Consider the following 19,128-nt stretch of genomic DNA (forward strand, 5'->3'; position numbering starts at 1 on the left):
CTTACCTTACTATCATCACGTAACCTTTAAACATTTTGTCCTGCCCGTCGCAGAGCTTCACGCGCACCACGTAGAAATAGGTGCCTTCGCTCAGGTTATCGCCGTTCCAGTTGTTCTTGTAAGACTTACTGTGGTATACCTGGTTGCCCCAGCGGTTTATGATCGTTACTTCGTTGTCAGGATAGTTGGTGAGGTTGCGGATCTCCCACAGGTCGTGCGTACCGTCGCTGTTAGGCGAGAACACGTTCGGGAAATGCAGCTCACTGTTTGCAAATGTCGGGTTCGGAGTATAATACACTGGTCCGTCGGTGCAGCCGCCGTTGCTGGCCACTACCGAGATGTCGCCGTTGCCGAAACCAGACGTTACCGTGATGGTGGTCGTGCCCTGCCCAGAGGTGATCGTCCAGCCTGCCGGAACCGTCCAGGTATAATTGGTGGCTCCTGGCACCGGCTCTACCTCATAGCTCAGACCAACGCACGGTGTGCTGAGGTCTTTTATGCTCGTGACTCCACCTTCAGCCATAGCCGCTACATCCAAAGAGGCCGGGGCTGTTGTGCCGCAACCGTTTGTACCTTTTACTGTAACTGTTCCTGTTCCCGGAGCGGTTCTTACTGTAATGGTAGCTTCGCCCTGTCCCGACAGGATTTCCCATCCCTCCGGTGTGGTCCATTCGTAGGTTGCCCCAACGGATGGGTTCTGCACGCTGTAGGTTACGGTGCCGCCGGCGCATACCTCCGGAGTGCCTACTATAGCACTTGGTGTTTCAGGCAGGGCCGGTGATGGTATTACCTCCATCTCGGCAGTACCGCTCTCCGAGCAGCTGTTCTTCGCCGTTACCCTGATCTTTCCTGCAGTGCCGTTCACGAGAACTTCGATGGTGCTTGTGTTGTGCCCTGACACGATCTCCCAGCCCTTCGGCACTTCCCAGATATAGGTATCCACGTTGCCTGTGGCGCTGGCCGTAACACTATAGGTGGTGGTCACGCCCTGGCAAGGGTTTACCGATCCCAAGGATATTTCCGGTGTCAGCGGCGTGGTTTGCGACATGACTGCCTTGCGGCCAGTGCTTCCGTTTCCGCAGGCATTCTTGGCTGTTACTGTTACGTCCCCTGCTTCAGTGCCGGCTGTTACGGTGATACTGGTGGTGCCTCTTCCCGCCGTGATTGTCCAGTCGGCTGGTACTGTCCACTCGTAGGAAACAGCACCGTTTACCGGCTCAATGCTATACGTAAGGCCTTCCGTATTCTCGCAGAAGGTGGTCGCCGGGCCTGTAATGGCACCTATGGTGATGGCCGTATCATCCGACGCGTTTACCGCTAGTTTAGTAGTGCCGCTATCGCCGCAGCTGTTGATCGCTGTCACAGACACGCTGCCCACATCGCCTGTGGTTGTACCAACTTCCACTTCTATACTTGTAGTGCCTTGGCCGCTTATTATTCTCCAACCGGTTGGTACCTGCCAGAAGTATGAAGAGGCTGTATTTACCGGCTCAATGCTATACGTGAAGGTGCTTTTTGTACATACCAGTGGTGCTCCTGTAATAGGGCCTGGGGCTGCTGGTGGTGCTGTGTTCAGGTTAATTTCCCGCGAAACAGAGCCACCCACACCGCACCCATTCTTGGTAGTAACTGAAATGGTTCCCGGAACAGTACCCACCTGCAGCACTACGCTGGCTGTGCCCTCTCCGGATATGAAAGACCATCCTTGCGGAAGATCCCAGATGTATTCTGATGCTTCGTTTACCTCCTCTACATAGAATGTCGCCTCTTTGTCTGCACAGGCATCCAGGTCGCCAAGTATGGCTAGCGGAGCTGCCGGCGGCACGGTGCTAGGAGCTACCTGCAGCGTCTGCTCACCACCAGGTCCGCAGCCATTTTCTGCAGAAACCCTTACTGTTCCGCCTGTCCCGTTTGTCTCCACACTGATAGAGATACCGTTATCTTCAATAACTTTCCAACCTTCCGGGAAGTACCAGTTATACTTGTAGGCTGTTTCTACCTCGCCAATGCTAAAGGTGTAGGTACCACCGGCACACGGTACTGTTTCACCCGTTATAGGGCCCGGCATAGCTGGCTTCTCACTTGTCATGATGGTTGCCAGCTGCGTCTCGCCGGTTACACCGCAGGCGTTAACAGCTCTGACACTGATAATTGTTGGCTCAGGACCGGCATTCACCACAATTCTGGTGGTGCCGTGGCCAGAAACGATCACCCAACCATTGTTTTCGCCTACAGACCATATGTAAGAAGAGGCAAAAGCTACCGGTTCAATGGAAAACTCTATGCCCTGCTGGCCAATGCAGACAGACGGCGGGCCTGTAATATCCCCCGGCTGATCTGGTGGCGATGGCACTACTGTTACCGTTAAGCTCGCTTCGGCTCCTTCACCGCAGTCATTTTCGCCCTTCACTGTAACGGTTCCTGCTTCTGCACCGGCTGTTACAACGATGCGTGCCGTTCCTTGGCCCTCGGTAATGATCCAGCCCTCCGGCACATTCCACTCATAGTAGTTCACGCCCACGACAGGATTTACCCGGAACTCGTAGCCAGCCCTTCCCTCGCAGACCTCTGCAGGGCCGATGATTGGCGTGGGGGCAGCAGGAGGCGCCGTTTGAGGCACAACATCCAACGTGCTCATCGCACCGCTCCCGCAACCGTTAACGGCGGTTACGCTTATCTTACCATTCGTAGACCCTGCTAATACCTCAATACTGGTTGTGCCCTGGCCGCTCACAATTGCCCATCCTCCTTCATTCGGCACCTCCCACTGATAGAAGTTAACCCCATCCGCTTCTTCGACGCTATAGGTGGTAGTTTTACCTACGCAACCGTATTGTCCACCCGTGATTGGCCCCAACTGCTGCGGCACATCTTCTGTAGGTATAACGGTTAGTGTACTCGGGTCGCTCTCGCCGCAGTCGTTCCATGCTATTACAGAGATCTCGCCTCCGTTGGCTTTGGCGTTTACGACAATCTTGTTGGTGTTATGCCCGCTCACAATTTCCCAGCCTTCCGGCAGGCTCCACTCATACCACAGCGCAGTAGGCACTTCCTCAACGGAGTACTCCAGGCCCGTTTGGTTTACGCAAGTATAAACATCTCCTGTGATAGGCCCCGGCGCAGGACTCGGCGAGGTAACTGGCTCTACAAACTTGGAGAAAGGCTCGCTCACACCGCACCCGTTCTTCGCCCTTACCGTAATGTTTCCGGCCGTAGAACCTACTCTCACCATTACCTTGCTGGTGCCGTTGCCCGACACGATAGCCCAGCCGCCATCCGCTGGTACTTCCCAGAGGTACTCAACTGCTGTAGGCACTTCTCCCACTTCATATGGTACAACGGTGTCCACACAACCCTGCTGCGTGCCGGTGATACTGGTAGGAGCGTCCGGCGTGGCGTCATCCACCTGCACATACTTGGTCTGCGGTTCGCTGTCGCCGCAGGCATTAGAGGCAATAACTGTGATGGTGCCGCTGTTGTCGCCTGGGTTCACTATAACCTCTGTTAAGTTACTACCTGTCATCGTAGTGCCTTGCCCTGAAGCAAAAGCCCATCCGGCAGGAAGAATCCAGGTATAGGATGTGGCATTGGCCACAGGTGCAATGCTGTAAGTAAGCCCTGTCGCGCCCCGGCAAATAGCTTCTGGGCCGGTTACAGGGCCGGGCTGCTGCGGTACGTCTGATTGGATCATTATATCTAATGTTCTGGCAGGGCCTTCGCCGCAGGTATTACTGGCTGTTACCTTCACAAATCCCATTCTATCCGCCGTAGGTGCGCTACCTACCTTTACCCTTATGGAAGTGGCCGTGCCAGGCGTGCCGATTGGTGTAAAGCTCCAGCCAGACGGAACACTCCATGCATAGCTGGTGGCTCCATCTACAGGCGAGATGCTGTAGACAAACTCATTGCTAAGGCATACTTCCGTTGGGCCCGAAATGACACCGGTTTCGGATACCAGCACGCAGAAGTTAAGGCTGCTGGTGTTATTCGTATGGATCTCGTCTACAGTGGTACCTTCCACACTCACCATACTTGAGCGGATACCCGCTTTGTTTGTCTTGGTGACCACCGTAATGATAATTTCTTCTTTGTAATCGAGGTCTCCTATACTCCAACTTGAGCCGCTAAAGGTTACGGTAGGATCAGTGGAAAATTGCCGCAGAATCACACCGGTAAGAGCCTCACCGGAAACCACCACATTCTCTGCATTAGTAGGTCCGTTGTTCTTTACCCTGATGTAGTAGGTAACTTCCTCTCCAAAGGCGTAGGTATCGCGCCCCCTGGAACCAGGTTCTTTTGTAAGCGTAACCTCTAAATCAGCAGGATGGGTAATTACGTTGTTGGAGAGGGTGATTTTGCCGTTACTACCAGTGGAAATGGCGGCCAGGCGCCCCTGTAACTGCGCACCATCCTCCATGGTGATGTTGCTTATGGAGAAAATGTTACCTAGGGCAGCAGCACTCTTTCGTACCGTTACATCACCCTCAACGAGCCAGAATAAATTTATGCCTGCGGCGCCACCTGATAGCTCATACTCTGCCTTCACAATATCCAGTGAGCCGGTTACTTTGATAATGAAAACCGGTGCGTCTTGATCCTGGCCATTGAACGTAAGTTTGCCGTTAAGTATAGCATCTCCGCTTATGGTATACACACCAGGCGTGATGGTTAGGCCACCGAGGTTGCCAACAGGGAGACTGCTCCCAGTTCGGGAGGCCATAAAAGTCATGGCGGCACGTGCGTCGGACACCGCCTTCTGTGCCAAAGCATCGTTTGGATGTATTCCCAGCTCTGCTACTCCGGGGGGGAAACCAGTTAAATTCCCAGCACCAGTAGTTCCACCAACCTTGGCCTGTACCACTGTACTATCCGTATTCGTAATGGATGATGACGCCAAGGCCCCAAACTCATACATAGCCCCAAGCGTAGGCGCCGTCTGGGCAACAGCCCCGGCAGCAACTACACAAAAGCACACTACCAGAAGTATGACTTTTTCTAACCAGCTTCTCATTCAGTTATTTGTAAAATTTTCTTATATCCTTACTCTTTAAGGTGAAACATTGAGTTTTGCTCTGGTATTCTACATTGTACTAAATCAACAACCTCGGGCAGGCTTTACTCACTGAGTCAATTTTTCAGGTGCAATAATAGACTTTAAAAGTTACATAGAAAAATTATTAAATCGGCACCATGCATTTATCCTCTATGATACACCTATTATTTCACAATTTTTGGCACAATACAAGTTTTGCTTAAAAATTTAAATTTATTCATTATCAAATAACATTGCACTATATATACAAAGACATATATATCACTAATATAGGCTTATTTTCCTCTACAAAACACCTTCCCGGCATTTATTACTTTTTGCATTTATACCTTACCCATTGCAGCTGGCCAGCAAGGTAACATCGCATACATGCGCTGCGGAGATTTTTTCTAAAGGATATATTGGAATAAAACAAACCGCCCCTGCAGCGGCGGAGGCAGCTGCAGGGGCGGTGCTGTAGAAGTATAGAAAGCTTAGTTTATACTTACCAAACCCACTGCGGGCAAATGATGCGCCTGTCATTTAGGAGTTTAAAGCCTAGCACCACCTCATGCGTGCCCGCGCTTACCCTGTTCAGGTCGGAGGTAGTGAAGTCATAAGAATAGGAGAGGTCGAGTAGGGGGCTGATGTAAACACCCACCATGGCCGTGAGCGCGTCGTTATGCCGATAGGCGCCGCCCAGCCAGAAGCGCTCGGCATACATTACCCGCAGGCTGGCATCGATGGAAGCCGGGCTCGGGTCGGCTAGCTTCACCATCACCGACGGGATTACGTCTATACTTTCGGTTGGTTCCAGGCGATAGCTGCCGGTAATAAAGTAATGCCGCTGCAGAGGCAGTACTGCCTCGCCGCTCCTGTCTGCGTTAAAGCTGCCAGCATCCTCCAGCAGCTGCGCCCCGGCCACTCCCACCGAAAAATTACGCGAGTACAGCCACAGGCCCAGGTTCAGGTCCAGCACGGTGTTGTTGATGTTGCCGCCAGCCAGCAAGGGGTCGTTATCGTTCGAGAAGTCAAGGTCGCTGGCGTTGATGGAGTTGCGGATAAGGCCGGTGGAGACGCCCCCCGAGAGGTTCAGGCTGGTGGTAAGGGGCAGGTGGTAAGCATAGGACACACTGAGGCCCGTGCGGCGCAGCGGCCCTGTTTTATCGGTGTGCAGGATCGCCCCGACACCATGGTGGGCCAGCGCGCGGTGGTACTTGTTGCTGGCCGCACCTTTGTTCAGCGGCGTGTGCGCCGATAGATAATACGTGCTCGGGGCACCGTCGATCCCTACCCACTGCCGCCTGTGGCTCAGCCTGATGTCGGCGTAATCCTCGATGCCTGAGATGGCCGGGTTAAGCAGGTAGTTGTTGAGCATGTACTGGCTATGCTGCGGCCGTTGCTGCCCCATAGCCTGCATGGCCACGGCCATCAACGAAAGTATAAGTATAAGCGGCTTGGTCATGTTTTAACGGATAATGGTCACGTTACCGGAAAGCGGCTCCTCGTTGGCGCTGCGCAGGTAGATGAGGTAGTAGTAGGTGGCAACCGGCAGCTCCTTTCCATTGTAGGTACCATCCCACGGCACGCCATACCCTTTAGAGCTGAAGATCTTGTTGCCCCAGCGGTTAAATACCTCCACCCGCATGTCCGGGTAATTCTCATAGTTCTTGATCTCCCACACCTCGTTCACATTGTCGCCGTTCGGGGAGAAGGCGTTCGGCACCTCGACGGCAGGGATTACCTCTACCGTTACGCTCGCCGTATCCACACAGCCCTCGGCCGTGGTGACGGTTAGCGTATAAGTGATAGTTTCCTCTGGTCTGGCCACAGGGTTCTGCAGGGTCGGGTCGTTGAGGCCAGTGGCTGGCTCCCATAAGTAGGTTGCGCCGCCGGAGCCGCGCAGCTCCACGGGCTGGCCTTGTATAATGGTCACATCCTCGCCGGCGCTTGCCTCTGCCACTACCACCGACACCGTAACCGGAGTTCGGGCCGTGCTGGCGCACTGCTGGGTATTCACCGCCTCCACATAGTAGGTGGTAGACTGGGTAACATTATCCACCGGAAACTCTGCCCCGATAAAGACAGGGTTACCGCCTGTTGAGGAAGTATACCACCTGTAGTCCATTCCATTGGCATTGGTTACCGCCAGCGTAACCGACTCGCCAAAGCATGCTGTTGCATTGTTCACGGCAACTGTAGGCGCAGCAGGCAGAGGGAGTATGTTTATACTTGCCACATTAGAGGTATCGGAACAGCCACCGGAAAACACGATCCTGCGGAACCAGGTTTCCCGGATAAGGGCTGCCGGCTGATAGCTCTGCCCAGTGTTCGTACCAGCCGCTTCCACAAATCCGGCATCCGGCCCTGTAGTGCTGCTCTCCCACAGGTACGTATAACCGCCGGCACCGTCTGTAGGCGTGCTGCCGGTTATCTGTGGCGGCTCCTGCGACTGGCAAACCTCAGGCTGTGCCACCGTGATGGCATTGTTGCGCAGAGCAGGGGCCACCCTTATCTCCAGCACGTCGGAGGTGTCGGCATTACAGGAGGCAGAGCTTACCACACGGCGGAACCAGGTGGTGGTAGTAAGTATACCTGGCGAATAGTTTTGGCCCGTACTTGCTCCTGCAGCTGCCCTGAAACCTGCGTTTGGCCCCGTGGTACTACTCTGCCATAAGTAATTGTAGCTGCCACTGCCGCCAGTCGGCTCGGTGCCGTTAAGGATGGATGGCGCGGTACCGACACACACCTGAGGCTCGTCGGTGCTGATCTCATTATTCGCCAGCCTTGGGTATAGCGTGACCTTAACTGCCTCTGAATAGGACGTGCAGCCGCCGGAGGTTACCCCTCTGCGGAACCAAGTCTCCCCCTGCCGCAGCGCGCCTGCCGGTATCTCATAGTTTACGTCGTCGTTTGTTCCGGGCGCGCTGGCAAAGCCAGTTTCAGGGCCGGTTGTGCTTACCTCCCACAGGAAAGTATAAGGCCTGCCGCCGCCGCCCGTAGGCTCTGAACCGATAAGCTGTCCGGGTGTGTCGCCCTCGCAAATCTCGGTAGGGCTAACCGCGATAGTGTTGGCGCTGGCTGGCACCGGATCCACAGCTAGGATAGAAACCACATTGCTGATGTTTTCGGCACAACTTCCGGAGAAGACCACGCGCCTGAACCAGGTATCGCCGGACACGGCCTCGGTGGGGGTATAGTCTTTGGTATTATTTGTCCCGGGAGCAGCCGTGAAGCCTGCCGTCGGGCTGGTGGTGCTGACCTCCCAACGATAGCGGGGCGCTGCGCCCGGGGCTCCGCCAGTAGGAGTAGAACCGGTTATGGAGGGCGGCACAGCCCCTACGCACAGGCTTCGCACCTGCTCTCCCTGCACCTCTATGGTGTTACCGTCGATGGCGGGCACCACGGTGATGGGTACGGGGGTAAAGTCGCTGATACAAACAACCCCATTAGCCGTGTCGATGGCCGCTACATAGAAGGTAATATCGTTTGTTAGGGAAGGTGTGGTGAAAGTAGGCCCCGTAAACAAAGGTGCTGCAGCGGGATCGTTGGTATCGAACCAGGCAAAGATCGGCCCCGGGCCGGATGGGGTGAGCTCGATCATATCGCCTTCGCAAGCGGTAATGGGTGTTTGCACAATAGGCGCTGCGGGCTGTTGCAGTATAACCACCTCTTGCACCGGCGCCGGCTGCCCCTGGTAAATGGCATTGGAGCTGCCGCACTCATTTATCGCCTCCAACGACACCGTATACTTGCCGGGTTGGGAAAAGGTATACTTGTACTGAAACACATCAGAGGGAAAGGTCTGCGTGGTGCTGGTAGGGCCGGTTATGGTTAGCCTGACGGTAATATTTTCCCCTAAATTCTTATCCACAAACAGGCCGCCGCCAAAACCACCGCCCGGGCCGCTGCTGCTGTAGTCTATTTCCGTAGGCCCGCAAACGGTAACACTTGGCGGCAGCTGCACCTGCGGCCAGCCCACCACAATACCCTGCGAGGTGGTATCAGACTCACAGCCGTTGGTTACGATCTGCTCAATCGTGTAGACGCCGGACTGCGTGAACCTTATACTTGGCTCTGCGGAGGCAGAGTCGCCTGTCTCGAAGGACCACCCCTGCGCCGGCTGCACCGACCATTTATAGGAAAGCCCGCCCCCCGTGGCACTATCAGCCAGGGTAACGATAATAGGCACACAGGGCGGTTGCTGGTCTTCCTCCACCCGCTTCTTTTCCGCAATAGAAAAGTTGGCCTTAGGCTCCTTGCTCACGTTGAAATCCTGCGTAAAGGTCACCTCACAACCGTTACCGGCAATAGCCCTGATGGTGATGGGAAACGTACCGATGGTATCGTAGGCGGTGGGGTTGGAGATCGGGAAATCGCCGCGGCTGTACTGTTGCTCAGGGTCTCCGTTGCCCCAATCCACAAAGTAGGTACGGATGTCGGAGAGATAAGGCTCTGCTACTTCATTGTTGATTATGGCAAACTCCTCTATCTCACTATCCTCTACAGTATCCGGCAAGCATACCTGAAAATTGCTCTCTTCTGAAAAACTGATTTCCGGGAGGCTGTTTACACGGATAACCTGCCTGGCTGTATCAGATTCACAGCCCAGAGAGTTGGCAGCAAAAGCCTTTACTTCAAACGTCTCATCTCCCACGCCAATCGAAGTATAAGTGTGTGTCACTTCTGATCCTCTGGCTGTGCTGCCATCCCCAAAAAGCCAGGTGTAGGTTACGTCAGGATCGGGCGCGTTTACAGAGAAGGTGAGTTCATCGCCGGAGCATATAGGGTTGTTGGGTGCCGGAGTAGGGGAAACGATAAAGCCGGGAGAAGTTGGCTTGGGGTTTACGGTAATCACCCGTTCGCTGGAGGTGTTCGTATCGCAGGTGCTGCCTGTAACCCGCACCTGATAAGCCCCGGATTCACTCACCTGCAGTATCCGCCCCGTTTGCCCGGTTAAGTCCGCACCGTCTTTTATCCATTGGTAGCTGAGCCCATCTCCTTCAGGCGCCTGCAGCTCAGTAGTCTCTCCTTCACAAAGTACGGTACGCCCGTTCACGGTAATAGTAGTAGGGCAACTATCCTGTGCCACGCCGGTGTGGTTAAGCAGCAGCAATAAGGAGAGTAGGCTAAGAAACAAATACCTTTGAAAAAGAAGGCGCATCTAGATAGGAGTTAAGGGTGATCTATAGGCTCAGAGTTTTGTATTACGAAAATCATATATATTAAGATACACCATTAATAGCTTTGTATCGACCACAATGGCTTAGCATTAGCCACTGTGCAGAAGAGAAAAGACCAGCAGAAGAGCGGCAGCGACAAAAAAGGCGCCACGCCACCCTTTACCTCTATTGCCAAAACCTACAAAAGGTTACATGGCGTCTTCGATTTTTATAAGATGTAAATACTTAACGCATTGTGTTCCTGCAAATTGTGCCGAAAGACCACTAAAACAATAGTGCCTGCAACCGGAATTGCAGGCACTGCCGATCTAGCGCGGGACACCGTACGCCTGTAAGTTGCACCACCGCAGCCACAACGAAGCCTTACTACAGGGCCGCCCGATTACAGGGCGCACCAGGCGGCTTTGGCAGAGAGAAAGAGAGGAGTTTATCCTCATGCACTTTCAAACAGGAGTTCATTTTTTTGTTTGCCTACCACCTGGATCACTTCCATTTTGCGCAGGCAATACGTAATCTGGCGGCAACGGTGAATAGGCAGGGAAAGCGCTACTGACAGCGTTTTATTGGAAAAAGGGCGAACCAAGCCCTCCGGAAGGAAGCGGAGAAAGTCAGCCGCTGTTGTAAAGCGATGGGAACTGACCACTTCGAGGAGCTTTCTGTCTTTTATGCTTTCGCGCTTCCTGTACTTGCTGCCCCTGCCGTCACGGCAACGCACCTCCTCCTCCCGGATCATCGGAAACTCCATCGTAAAGTTCTCATGCTTTATCAGTTCCGGAATCCGGACCAGCTCCTCGAAGATGTCCGTCAGTTTGCCCCGGTACGGAGATTTGCGCCGCGATTTTACTTTTGTACCTGCCTCATCTACCTGCAGCACCCATTTCTCAAAGGTAATAGGGTGGAGCAGGTGCACGCGGTGCTCCTGTACCAGCGTCTGCAGTTTCTGCCGGATAGCCGCAAAGTTGCGCGTCTGTATCTCCACCAACTGCTCGCCCCGCACCAGGTCAATAAAAAAACCGTTTAACGGCACTTCAAAATTGTCTTCTGGCTGCGCATACCATTGCTTCAGGGCCGCGTGCAGCGAGCGTTCGTTCTGCACCCCGATCCCGCTGCTCGTTGCCTTTTTCTCTTCCTGCTCTTTAGACTTCTCCAACCCTTGCCTTCTCATTATATGGTAAAACCTACATCCAAAATTAGTCATTTGGCGCGCTTTTTACCACAGGCCCTACCCCCACTCTACACAGCAAATGCGTGCGTGGACACCTGAGGCAGCGGCATCGCCAAACAGAAATTGCATTTATTTACTTTTCATCATGACCTTTCCCTGCAGAAAGCGTACTATACCAATCAGGCAGTGGCAGTACCTATCCCTATAATTGCACCTGCAGACACCCATACATTCTAAAGAAACAAACTTATGTTCAAAGACACGCCCGCGCCACACTCAGGGAGCGAGACTGCCCCTGCACCTCCGATAGTTACCCGCGAAAGCCCAGATAGTCCGCAGCAAAAGGAAATAAGCTGCTTCCTGCAGCAACTCCGGGATGTGGTGTGCCTCTCGCATTTGCGCTGGGACTTTGTGTACCAGCGGCCGCAGCACCTTCTATCTCGCTTTGCCCACTACGGGCGCCTGTTCTTTATAGAGGAGCCGGTGTTCGAGAACGTGGAGGAGCCATACCTGCATACCTCCTCCAGAGGTGAGAACCTCCTGTTAGTGGTACCACAACTACCGCACGGTCTCCGGGAAGAGCAGATTGAGGCTATCCAGCGCCACCTTCTGGACCAGTTCTTTGCGGAGCACAAGTTGGAGGCGCCCGTTCTCTGGTACTACACCCCCATGGCCCTTGGCTTTACCAGGCACCTCAAGCCCGCCCTCACGGTTTACGACTGCATGGATGAGCTGTCGGCTTTTAAGTTTGCACCGCCACGCCTGAAGGAACTGGAGCTGGAGCTCTTTAAAAGGGCCGACCTGGTGTTTACGGGAGGCCAGAGCCTGTATGAGGCAAAGCGCAGCTGGCACTCCGCGATAACGGCCTTCCCCAGCAGCATCGACAAGGACCATTTCGCCCGGGCCAAGCAGGCACTTACACCACCTGCCGATCAGAGGGACATACCCATGCCCCGCCTCGGTTTCTTCGGTGTGATAGACGAGCGGATGGATGTGGACCTGCTAACGGCGCTCGCCGACGCACGGCCGGATTGGCAGCTCGTGATGATTGGCCCGGTGGTGAAAATAGACCCCGACACGCTGCCGCAGCGCCCGAACATCCATTACCTGGGAGTCAAGTCTTACCAGGAGTTGCCAGCCTACATAAGCGGCTGGCAGGTGGCCCTGCTGCCCTTTGCCCTTAACGCGTCCACAACCTTTATCAGCCCCACCAAAACACCTGAGTACCTGGCGGCAGGCAAGCCCGTGGTATCTACCCCTATCCGGGACGTAGTGCGCCCTTACGGTGAGGAGGGCCTGGTGCACATCGCCGGCACGTCGGCGGCATTCGTGAAAGCCGTGGAGGCGGCCATGACACAGCAGAATGACCAGGCATGGCAGCAAAAGGTGAGCAGCTTTATGCGCGACATGTCTTGGGACCAGACCTGGCGCGCCATGGTAGCGTTGATGGCCCATGTGGTAAAGAGAAAAAGCGGCATCCAAAGCGAGGGGAGGTAGTATGTTTGATTACCTGATCGTGGGTGCAGGCTTTGCAGGCAGCGTACTGGCGGAGCGGCTGGCATCGCAACTGAACAGAAAGGTGCTGATCATCGACAGGCGGAACCACATTGCCGGCAACGCTTACGACCATTACAACGAGGAAGGGGTACTGGTGCACAAGTATGGCCCGCACATCTTCCACACCAACTCCAAAGAGGTGTTCGAGTACCTGTCACGGTTCACAGCCTGGCGCCCCTACGAGCACCGGGTGCTGGCCAGCGTGGACGGGCAGTTGGTGCCCATTCCGATTAACCTCGACACCATCAACAAACTGTACGGCCTTAACCTGACTGCCTTTGATGTTGACGGCTTCTTTAAGTCTGTGGCGGAGGAGGTATTGCCGGTTCGTACTTCGGAGGATGTGGTGGTGAGCCGGGTGGGGCGCGAGCTGTATGAGAAGTTCTTCCGCAACTATACGCGCAAGCAGTGGGGCATGGACCCCTCGGAGCTGGACAAGTCGGTCACCTCACGGGTGCCGGTACGCACCAACCGCGACGACCGCTACTTTACCGACACCTACCAGGCCATGCCGTTGCACGGGTACACGGCCATGTTCGAAAAGCTCCTGGCGCACCCTAACATCAAAATCATGCTTAATACAGATTACCATGAAATTCTGGGCCTGATTCCGTTCCGGGAGATGGTTTACACCGGCCCCGTGGATGAATATTTTGGTTTCAAGTATGGCAAACTGCGTTACCGCTCGCTGGAGTTCAGGCATGAGACACTGGATAAGTCCGTACACTTACCTGCCGCCGTAGTCAACTACCCCAACGAGCATGCTTATACCCGCATCACGGAATTTAAATACCTGACAGGGCAGCAGCACCCGAAAACCAGCATTGTGTATGAGTACCCGCAGGCCGAGGGCGACCCCTATTACCCCGTGCCGCGGCCTGAGAACGCAGCGATCTACAACAAGTATAAAAAGCTGGCCGACGCTACCCCAGGTGTATACTTTGTGGGCCGGCTGGCCACCTACAAATACTATAACATGGACCAGGTGGTGGCCCAGGCGCTCACCCTGTTTAGAAAAATAGCGGAGCTGGAAAGATCGGAACTGCTTGACAGCGTAAAAAAACCAAGGCCTAATGGCTCAAAACAGCACGGTGCAGAACTCAACATCGGTAAGAGCGGGTATGGGGAAGCTGTTTAATGCTGTGAGCATCCCCGCTTGATCATCAGCAAGAATTAACCCTGTAAACAGCGCATGGCAGACAAATCTTCCATTCAATCTTACCAACCCTTGCCGGAAAGCCCATTCCGCTCTTTCTGGATGGCAGGCTTTGAATGCACCGACCAACTTAACGCCTTTGGCAACAGGGTCGACTTCCTTTTACTGACCGGGCACCTGCAACAACTCCGGGAGGATTACCAGAACCTGCTCCCATTCAATATCCGAACCGTGCGGGAAGGCATCCGCTGGAGCCAGGTAGAGAAAAGCCCCTATCAATATGACTGGTCAGCGGTAGAGCAAATGCTAAAACAAGGCAGGGCACTTGGGATACAGCAAGTATGGGACCTGTGTCATTTCGGCTTCCCGGACGACCTGACACCCCTGCACCCCATGTTTGCAAGGCGCTTTGCGGCCATGTGCCGCGCTTTTGTTGATTTCTACCGCTCCAACTCCCCCGACGATACTCTGGTGGTAACCCCCATCAACGAAGTAAGCTTTCTTTCCTGGCTTGGCGGCGATGTAAAGGGCACCTCTCCTTATTGTACCGGGCTGGGGTGGGAGGTAAAGTATGCGTTGATGCGCGCCTACATTGAAGGGGTAGCGGGTATGCGGGAGCTTGATCCTTCGGTCCGGATCATGACGACAGAGCCGCTGGTGCATGTGGTGGCTCCCCTGGATGCAAGCCCTGAACAGATGGCCGAGGCACAACAAGCACATGAGGCCCAGTACCAGGCAATAGATATACTTTGTGGCCGCACCTGCCCGGAGCTGGGCGGTTCCCGGGATTACGTGGATATACTGGGCGCAAACTATTACTACAACAACCAATGGGAGATAGGCACGCATGATACCCTGAACTGGGTAAAAGAGCATGCCGACGCGCGGTGGCTGGGCCTGCGGGACATGTTAGCAGAAGTATACCAGCGCTACAACAAACCCGTGGTGCTAACTGAGACCAGCCACCCTGGCATAGACCGCCCCCATTGGATCCGCTTTGTTGCCGAAGAGTGCGCTGCCGTGCTGCAGAAAGGCATTCCTTTCTGGGGCATCTGCCTCTACCCGGTCATCGACCGCCCGGATTGGGACCATTTGTTACCCTGGAACAATGCAGGGCTTTGGGATGCGGAACAGCTCCCCGGCGAAATACCGCAACGCATCCTGTACCAACCTTATGCCGAGGCGCTGCAGGAGGCACAGGAAATGATCAGGGCAGTCTCCGCGGTATATCGCTGACCGTTGTTGGAGCCCTTTTCATGTAGGGAACACACCTTGAACGGTTATATTTTAAAACAAAGCAGCCCTACGCCACTCCACCTGAACGTTACCTTTTCCGCCGGAACAGCTGCCAGGATAGCGATGGTAAATTGGTAATTGCGCCCACCATAGAGCCGGTTAGTGTTAGCCAGAGGCGGGGGTGCCGTGTATGATCCCCGGAGTTTACCTGATTAACCCAAGTTGCGATTAATAAATGAGCTGAAAGCTTTAACCCACCCCTAACCCCTCCGAGGAGGGGAATCACGTGCTTTGTTCAAAATTCCCCTCTTGGGAGGGGCAGGGGTGGGTGAAGCTCAACCTGAGTACTTACCGGGACACCGTGGCAGGCAGCCGGAGCAACTATAGAACCTGACGGATATAGTGCCTATGAAAGGCGCAGTGCCGGCGCAGGAACACATGCCGCTAAAGTATGCGGGGCTCCTTTTATGTGGCTCGGAAGCTGGGGCCTTGTGAAGGCTTGAATAAAACCAAAACGCCCGGCACATTCCTGTACCGGGCGTTTTTGCTTAGCAACAAGGACGACACTAACTCACCACTTTTTCCTGCTCTTCCTCTGCAACGGGCACGTCCTCTTCTTTTCTGCCTCTAAGGCGCTTCCATAAAGCACCACCCAAACCAACTACAGCAACGGCTATCACTTTCCAGAACTTAAGGATCAACGCAAAGAAGCCTACTTTTGTCAGCACCTTGCCGGCCACCAAGCCTCCTATGGTCCAACTGGCCACCTCATCAATATCGGGGTTAAAGTCGAAATAACTGTGCCCCTGCTCGAAGGCAACGCTGCTTATAATGAGCGGAATGTTTTGTTTCACCGCGGGCAAGCTCTCCATGTTAGCAATGGCATTCAGCATCAACACGCCTCTGCGCCCCAGTATCCGGACGTTGTAGTTCAGCGTGTTTGTTTCTGACTCTCCGAACTTCAGCTCCTTTGCCCAGTGCAGAATCTTGCTTTCCTGGTCATAGTATGGATCAGAAGCCCAGCCAATGAGCTGAATCTCCTCATAGCCATTGGCCATACGCTCTCTGCTGACTGCCAGCATGTCCTCCTGCATGGAGGCCAGCAGTTCAGTATAGTCGATGTCACCGGCATCCTTGTCCTCCACGTAGCCGATCTCGTCGAACTCTATGTCGAACACCCACACATCGTCGTCCAGTACGCCTTTATCCTGGGGCACAAGCATGCCCATGGTGGTGCCAGAGGCAGGGTTGCCCCAAAGCTCCGTCAGCACGTACTCCGACTGCTCCGCATCCAGGTACTTAAAGCCCTCCGGCACCGTGATCTTAGCCAGTCCGTCACCCAGTGCTATCTCGCCATACTGGTAGCTGAGCGAGTTTTCAATCTCCTGGATCTGCAGCTGCAGGGAGTCGGTTTGGGCACTCGAAGAGAAAGCGCACACGAGGAGCGCCAGAAAAATGTAAAGTTGTTTCATAAAATGGTTGTAAAAAGATTGGATTGATAATAAACGAGAGGCTATCCGAAAAATACAAGCACTGCTGCTGCACCAGCCGCAATGCTATCAATAGTATAGGCTATCGCAGGATTAGGTATAATTCTGGGCACAATATACTGGATTGGATATGTAGTTACAGCACCTGCTTAAAATATAATTTCGGCTGCTATACTTTGTGGAAGGAGTTTATACTTGGAGGGGCTTAACAGAGGCGGTAAACGTATAAAACAAAATGCCTGACTCATTTCTGAATCAGGCATTTTTCTGAGGTAGCGGGGACAAGACTCGAACTTGCGACCTTTGGGTTATGAGCCCAACGAGCTACCAACTGCTCCACCCCGCACTGTTTGTATGATGCAAAAGTATACTAAAGATGTTTACCATGCAAGTGTATATACCTAAAAACGTTAAAAAAGTTAGGCCCTGCTAAAATTTACTCGTTATCCCAAAGTGTATCTTGGAATACTTAAACGATAGCGACTGCTGCTCCGACTGACCCAGCGAGTACACCAACTGAAAAATGCCTGCCGCCGTGCTGAAACTGATTCCCGCCCCTACGCCGAACGGGTAATCTTCCGCAGAGAGCCGCTCCAGGTCGCTGCGGTAATAGCCCTGGTCGTAGAAAAGCAGCGCGTAGGAGTCGGAGGCGGTGAAGAGGCGGTACTCCAGCGTGCCCACAGCGTAGCTGGAGGCATAGAAGAAATAATCGTCGAAGCCGCGGAGGGAGGAAAGACCACCCAGCCGATACATATCATTCAGGAAGATCTGGTCGTTAAGCAGGGCCTCGCCGCGCAGCCTGGTGAGCAGGGCGCTGTTTTTGCCCAGCCGCAGGAAATTCTCCAGCCGCAGGCTCAGGCTCAGCTGTGAGGTTTTCATGTCCAGCGTGTCGTAAAAGCTTTTCTCCAGATCGGCGTTGCGCAGCAGCTTTTTAGTGCCGGCAGAGAACTGCAGCTCCAGCAACCGCCCGCGCCGCGGGAAGTAGAAATCGTCGAGGTTGTTCCAGAGGTAGTTCAGGCCGTAGGTGGTGGTTTGGGCGTCGGCCAGGTCGAGCTGCTGCAGGCGCTGCGGGCTTACCTCCGAAAGTATGCGGGAGTTGCGCCACTCGGTAAACACACTGAACTTGCCATACTTCAAAGTATAGTAGCCTAGCTGCAGGCGCGGCTGCACGGTGATGAAGGTGGAATCCTGCTTGAGCAGGCTAAACTTAGTGCCGACCTCAAAGGGGCTACCCAGGAAGTTGGGGTGCAGGTACTCGCCGTTCAGCACCACCGAACCCGCGCTTACCCGCCGCCACTGCAGCCCTAGCTGCTTGCCCGAGCCCCGGATATTGCGGATATTGAGATTGGCCTCGCCCGTGATCAGCAGCTTGTCCTGCCGGTTAGGGTCCGGCAGAAAGCCCACCACACCGTCGATCTGATTCGCCTGCCTGTCCTCCAGGTAATAGTACACCTTGGCCTTATCGCTGGTGAAGCGTACCTGCGCCGGGCGCGTGGCTTTGATGTAGGGCAGCTGCGTGAGCATCCGCTCGGAGGCATTTATCTGGTCCTGGTTATAGAGCTGGCCGGGCAGTAGCTGCAGGTAGCGCATCAGGAACTTGGGCTGCGTCTTGGTTTTGCCCACGATCTCGAGCGTGTCATACGTCACTGCGAAGGCCTTCTCCACCATCAGCGTGGCCGCCACCTGGTTGCCGTTTATACTTACAGAGTCGAGCCAGACGTTGGCGAAGGGGTAGCCGTTGCGTTCGGCGTAGTCGAGGATGCGCTGCTGCAGCTTCACATACTCGGCAGGCTTAAAGGGCACATTGTTGTAGAACTTCTCCCGGAACCCGGCCTCCACCAGAATCCCCTCGCTCAGGTTGCCGTTGCGCAGCTGCGCCCACGCAAAGGGCTGCCCCACATAAAGTTTCACGTGGAGCGTGTCGCGGCCAAAGTATAAACTGTCGGCAGAGGCCAGCAGGAAGGCATCCTGCTGCAGCCGGTACACCAGCGCCCGCACCTCCTTCAATGCCTCGGCAGAGTCGGGCAGGGCCTGCCGGAAGTTATAGCGCCGCAGCACCTGCGCCCCGCCGGCATCCACCGCCTTCACCGACAGCTGCATTCTGTTGGCGGGCGGCGCTTTTTGCGTCTTCTCAGGCTGCTTCTCCTCCGCTTTTTTGGCCGGCTCCTGCTTCGCCGGGGTAGGGGGCGGCTGCACCTCCTGCGCACGCACCTGCACCAGGCACAGCATCAGGCAACACAAGAAGGCAGCTATTTTGTACATTTGCGTTGGGTAATGTGCTAGTGGTTTTAATGTACTGATGTGATGAT

Annotated in this window: 10 protein-coding genes and 1 tRNA gene; 4 read left to right on the forward strand and 7 right to left on the reverse strand. The window is 54.5% G+C overall.

Annotation, left to right across the window (positions count from 1 at the left end):
• Position 1: 1 nt before the first annotated feature.
• From OH144_RS17200 to OH144_RS17210, 3 genes are all read right to left on the reverse strand, one after another.
• Positions 2-5,011 (reverse strand): ice-binding family protein, encoded by a 5,010-nt coding sequence (locus OH144_RS17200; protein WP_266203509.1) that lies wholly within the window; start codon positions 5,009-5,011, stop codon positions 2-4.
• A 526-nt stretch (positions 5,012-5,537) separates the two neighbouring features.
• The gene (locus tag OH144_RS17205; RefSeq protein ID WP_266203510.1) at positions 5,538-6,497 is read right to left on the reverse strand and encodes a PorP/SprF family type IX secretion system membrane protein; all 960 of its coding nucleotides are present in this window, start codon (positions 6,495-6,497) and stop codon (positions 5,538-5,540) included.
• Between the two features lie 3 nt (positions 6,498-6,500).
• Positions 6,501-10,124: an Ig-like domain-containing protein gene (locus OH144_RS17210; RefSeq protein WP_266203511.1), complete on the reverse strand. Its 3,624-nt coding sequence runs from the start codon at positions 10,122-10,124 to the stop codon at positions 6,501-6,503.
• A 189-nt stretch (positions 10,125-10,313) separates the two neighbouring features.
• Here OH144_RS17210 and OH144_RS17215 point away from each other — a divergent pair, with 189 nt between their 5' ends.
• Positions 10,314-10,436, forward strand: a complete 123-nt coding sequence (locus tag OH144_RS17215; RefSeq protein WP_266203512.1) for a hypothetical protein — start codon at positions 10,314-10,316, stop codon at positions 10,434-10,436.
• A gap of 212 nt (positions 10,437-10,648) precedes the next feature.
• Here OH144_RS17215 and OH144_RS17220 read toward each other — a convergent pair whose 3' ends face one another.
• A complete protein-coding gene (locus tag OH144_RS17220) occupies positions 10,649-11,380 on the reverse strand; it encodes a hypothetical protein (protein ID WP_266203513.1) in 732 nt (243 codons plus the stop codon).
• A 249-nt stretch (positions 11,381-11,629) separates the two neighbouring features.
• Between OH144_RS17220 and OH144_RS17225 the strand changes: the two genes are divergently transcribed.
• The 3 genes from OH144_RS17225 to OH144_RS17235 are packed head-to-tail and all read left to right on the forward strand — an operon-like array spanning position 11,630 to position 15,329.
• On the forward strand, positions 11,630-12,877 hold the full coding sequence (locus OH144_RS17225) for a glycosyltransferase family 1 protein (protein WP_266203514.1): 1,248 nt from the start codon (positions 11,630-11,632) through the stop codon (positions 12,875-12,877).
• 1 nt (position 12,878) lies between these two features.
• Positions 12,879-14,075 (forward strand): UDP-galactopyranose mutase, encoded by a 1,197-nt coding sequence (gene glf, locus OH144_RS17230; RefSeq protein ID WP_266203515.1) that lies wholly within the window; start codon positions 12,879-12,881, stop codon positions 14,073-14,075.
• A 54-nt stretch (positions 14,076-14,129) separates the two neighbouring features.
• Positions 14,130-15,329: a glycoside hydrolase family 1 protein gene (locus tag OH144_RS17235; protein WP_266203516.1), complete on the forward strand. Its 1,200-nt coding sequence runs from the start codon at positions 14,130-14,132 to the stop codon at positions 15,327-15,329.
• 566 nt (positions 15,330-15,895) lie between these two features.
• Here the strand turns inward: OH144_RS17235 and OH144_RS17240 are convergent.
• From OH144_RS17240 to OH144_RS17250, 3 genes are all read right to left on the reverse strand, one after another.
• A complete protein-coding gene (locus OH144_RS17240) occupies positions 15,896-16,801 on the reverse strand; it encodes a DUF2167 domain-containing protein (protein WP_266203517.1) in 906 nt (301 codons plus the stop codon).
• A gap of 291 nt (positions 16,802-17,092) precedes the next feature.
• A tRNA-Met gene (locus OH144_RS17245) sits at positions 17,093-17,165 on the reverse strand.
• Between the two features lie 83 nt (positions 17,166-17,248).
• A complete protein-coding gene (locus OH144_RS17250; protein ID WP_266203518.1) occupies positions 17,249-19,081 on the reverse strand; it encodes a BamA/OMP85 family outer membrane protein in 1,833 nt (610 codons plus the stop codon).
• Positions 19,082-19,128: the final 47 nt, after the last annotated feature.

Source organism: Pontibacter kalidii (assembly GCF_026278245.1).
In the GTDB taxonomy this organism is placed as follows: domain Bacteria; phylum Bacteroidota; class Bacteroidia; order Cytophagales; family Hymenobacteraceae; genus Pontibacter; species Pontibacter kalidii.

Coding starts and splice junctions, on each gene's coding strand:
- OH144_RS17220 (WP_266203513.1), bottom strand. CDS start 11,380: ATGAGAAGGCAAGGGTTGGAGAAGTCTAAAGAGCAGGAAGAGAAAAAG.
- OH144_RS17200 (WP_266203509.1), bottom strand. CDS start 5,011: ATGAGAAGCTGGTTAGAAAAAGTCATACTTCTGGTAGTGTGCTTTTGT.
- OH144_RS17240 (WP_266203517.1), bottom strand. CDS start 16,801: ATGAAACAACTTTACATTTTTCTGGCGCTCCTCGTGTGCGCTTTCTCT.
- OH144_RS17250 (WP_266203518.1), bottom strand. CDS start 19,081: ATGTACAAAATAGCTGCCTTCTTGTGTTGCCTGATGCTGTGCCTGGTG.
- OH144_RS17235 (WP_266203516.1), top strand. CDS start 14,130: ATGGCAGACAAATCTTCCATTCAATCTTACCAACCCTTGCCGGAAAGC.
- OH144_RS17205 (WP_266203510.1), bottom strand. CDS start 6,497: ATGACCAAGCCGCTTATACTTATACTTTCGTTGATGGCCGTGGCCATG.
- OH144_RS17225 (WP_266203514.1), top strand. CDS start 11,630: ATGTTCAAAGACACGCCCGCGCCACACTCAGGGAGCGAGACTGCCCCT.
- glf (WP_266203515.1), top strand. CDS start 12,879: ATGTTTGATTACCTGATCGTGGGTGCAGGCTTTGCAGGCAGCGTACTG.